This window comes from Candidatus Neomarinimicrobiota bacterium, assembly GCA_018647265.1.
In the GTDB taxonomy this organism is placed as follows: domain Bacteria; phylum Fidelibacterota; class Marinisomatia; order Marinisomatales; family TCS55; genus TCS55.
This window is the reverse complement of the sequence record JABGTK010000157.1, coordinates 1-2,315: the sequence shown is the minus strand read 5'-3', so window position 1 is coordinate 2,315 and position 2,315 is coordinate 1. Positions and strand designations below refer to the sequence as shown.

5 protein-coding genes and 1 tRNA gene are annotated in these 2,315 nt (G+C 41.1%); 4 read left to right on the top strand and 2 right to left on the bottom strand.

Annotated features, from left to right (window positions below; translation table 11 throughout):
* Window positions 1-439: carboxypeptidase-like regulatory domain-containing protein (locus tag HN459_09500; GenBank protein ID MBT3479676.1), on the bottom strand; the 439-nt coding region annotated here is incomplete at its 3' end.
* 160 nt (window positions 440-599) lie between these two features.
* Here HN459_09500 and HN459_09495 point away from each other — a divergent pair.
* The 4 genes from HN459_09495 to HN459_09480 all read left to right on the top strand — a co-directional run bounded on the left by HN459_09495 (window position 600) and on the right by HN459_09480 (window position 1,802).
* Window positions 600-848 (top strand): BolA/IbaG family iron-sulfur metabolism protein, encoded by a 249-nt coding sequence (locus HN459_09495; GenBank protein ID MBT3479675.1) that lies wholly within the window; start codon window positions 600-602, stop codon window positions 846-848.
* A gap of 8 nt (window positions 849-856) precedes the next feature.
* Window positions 857-1,171 carry a Grx4 family monothiol glutaredoxin gene (gene grxD / locus HN459_09490; GenBank protein MBT3479674.1) on the top strand — a complete coding sequence of 105 codons (315 nt, stop codon included), beginning with the start codon at window positions 857-859 and terminating at the stop codon, window positions 1,169-1,171.
* A gap of 73 nt (window positions 1,172-1,244) precedes the next feature.
* Window positions 1,245-1,316, top strand: a tRNA-Glu gene (locus HN459_09485).
* Window positions 1,317-1,364: 48 nt separating this feature from the next.
* A complete protein-coding gene (locus HN459_09480) occupies window positions 1,365-1,802 on the top strand; it encodes a DUF2231 domain-containing protein (protein ID MBT3479673.1) in 438 nt (145 codons plus the stop codon).
* A gap of 2 nt (window positions 1,803-1,804) precedes the next feature.
* Here the strand turns inward: HN459_09480 and HN459_09475 are convergent.
* Window positions 1,805-2,315 (bottom strand): phosphoglyceromutase (locus tag HN459_09475; GenBank protein ID MBT3479672.1); only part of this gene is annotated, 511 nt, incomplete at its 5' end.

The following is a 2,315-nucleotide window of genomic DNA, read 5'->3' as shown; positions in this document are numbered from 1 at the left end:
GCGTACGAAAAAGGTCCGCCTCAATAAAAGCCGGCGCAGCGTTGATCTCACGCATATCCAAAGTGACACGACTCGGCTCCACCATCTTCTGGAATTTAATTCGCTCGGCAGATACATTCACTTCTTCACCTGCAATAACTGCCACATCTAGACGAAAATCCAAGCGAATATCTTCTCCCTCACCCAGTACCATTTTTTGGGTTTTCATTTGATAGCCGATAATTGAAGCAATCACCTCGTAATCTCCGGGTGGGACATTTGGAATAACGTAGTAACCGTCTTGATTGGTGGCTGCGCCTTTATAAGAATCTTTGATGAATACGTTTACATAAAAGAGTGGTTCGCCATTGGCATCTTCCCGAACGAAGCCATGTATCGATTGGCCTAAAAGAAGTGTACTTCCTAGGCATAATAGGATGGATAATATCCTGAATTGCATTTGAATAAATTTCCCCGATAATTGATGAATTATTGCTTGAATTTAAGCGCGGGAATTTAATCATTTGGCATTATTCCATTTATGATGAATATCACATATTTTTTGATATTTTCTGACGTAACCAGTTGTAATTTTCGCCGCCAAAAATCAATAGATTATTATGGAACCAGAAATAGTAAAAACACTAATAGAAGCAGGCATCCCCGGCGCCAAAGTTGAAGTTGTAGATACAACCGGTACCAAGGATCATTTTAGTGCAGTTGTAATAAGCGATTCCTTTGATGGCTTATCTTTGGTAGATCAACACCAGGCCGTATATAAAGCAGTGGGGAACCATATGACGAAGGAGATTCATGCACTTCAGTTAAAAACGTATTCGCCCCAACAGTGGGCGAAAAATAATTCATAGGAAAAGTAATGGAATTAGCAGAACAAATCAAAAATGATATTAGCGGAAACCCTGTCATCCTTTTTATGAAAGGTACAAAAGATATGCCCATGTGCGGATTTTCTAACCAAGTGGTTCAAATTTTGAATCATTACGGCATTGAATACAAAGATGTGAATATCTTAGAGGACCCCATGATTCGGGTAAAATTATCGGAGGAATCCGGGTGGCCTACAATCCCCCAGTTATTCGTTAAAGGGAAACTGATTGGTGGTGCTGATATTGCAATGGAATTACATGAGCGCGGTGAACTACTGGATATTTTAGACGTATCTGAAAATTGACAAAATTGGTTTGGTGATTAACTACCAAACCTTATAATTTCGCCTCCGTTAATTCGAAAGAATTAGACCTATTGGCCCGTTCGTCTAGTGGTTAGGACTCCAGGTTTTCATCCTGGCAACAGGAGTTCGATTCTCCTACGGGCTACATACAAAACCCTGTCGAAAGATGGGGTTTTTGTTTTAATTTATTACAATGAACATACCACTTCACCCTGCCATAGTTCACTTTCCCATCGCACTTTTATACGGGGCTCTCATTCTACATTCCATCCATTTATGGCGGCCCAATTGGATTTGTCGTGTCGTGGGTATGTGGCTTCTTGGATTAGCCGCTGCATTTTCAATTTTTGCTGCCATTACAGGAGAACGGGAAGCGACTAAGGCGGGACAAGTGGGCTACTCTACTGAAATTATTGAACTCATGAACCGCCACGAACTGATGGGAAACATCGTTACATGGGGTTCTATAATTCTTTGTTTGGGATGGGTTTATTTATTCTTTAAAAATATGGAAGACAGACGCATTGATATACTTGCTTTAGCTTTTCTTATTCTAATGGTTATCATTGTTTCTTTTACGTCTTATCTTGGTGGACAACTGGTGTGGGTCCACGGGGTGGGAACACCCTGAAATTATTTTAGCATACTTTTTATGGAACTCCCCACTTTACGATTGCTTTTATAATCGTATCCCAATAAATGGGTGATGGTTGCTGCAATCTGGTTAGTGGCAATCGTATCCGTATGGGTTACTTCACCCAAAGCCGGTGTATCAGGACCGATGACTGCTGACCAAACAAACTCCGCTTCCGGTACACTTGCTCCGTGAGACCCCCAACGCCCGTCTGTGTGATCGCCTCGGCCATGGTCAGTGGTTACGATTAAAGTCGTTTTGTTTCGGTACATATCATTGGATTGAACCCACGTCCAGGTATCTCGAATATAACCATCCAATCGATTTATCATTTTTAGATATCGATCGTATTTTTTTTGGTGCGCATACTCATCCGTTTCATCATAAGCAATGTATAGCAGACGCGGTTTTCTAAATTTTAAATATTCCATTGCATATTCATGCGTGAGTGCATCCCATCGGACACCCAATCCATAGCCTTCATAGGGCATATAAGAAACAAATTCATTC

Excerpts from the sequence above, each read along its gene's own strand:
- HN459_09495 (MBT3479675.1), top strand. The coding sequence starts at position 600 with ATGGAACCAGAAATAGTAAAAACACTAATAGAAGCAGGCATCCCCGGC.
- grxD (MBT3479674.1), top strand. The coding sequence starts at position 857 with ATGGAATTAGCAGAACAAATCAAAAATGATATTAGCGGAAACCCTGTC.
- HN459_09480 (MBT3479673.1), top strand. The coding sequence starts at position 1,365 with ATGAACATACCACTTCACCCTGCCATAGTTCACTTTCCCATCGCACTT.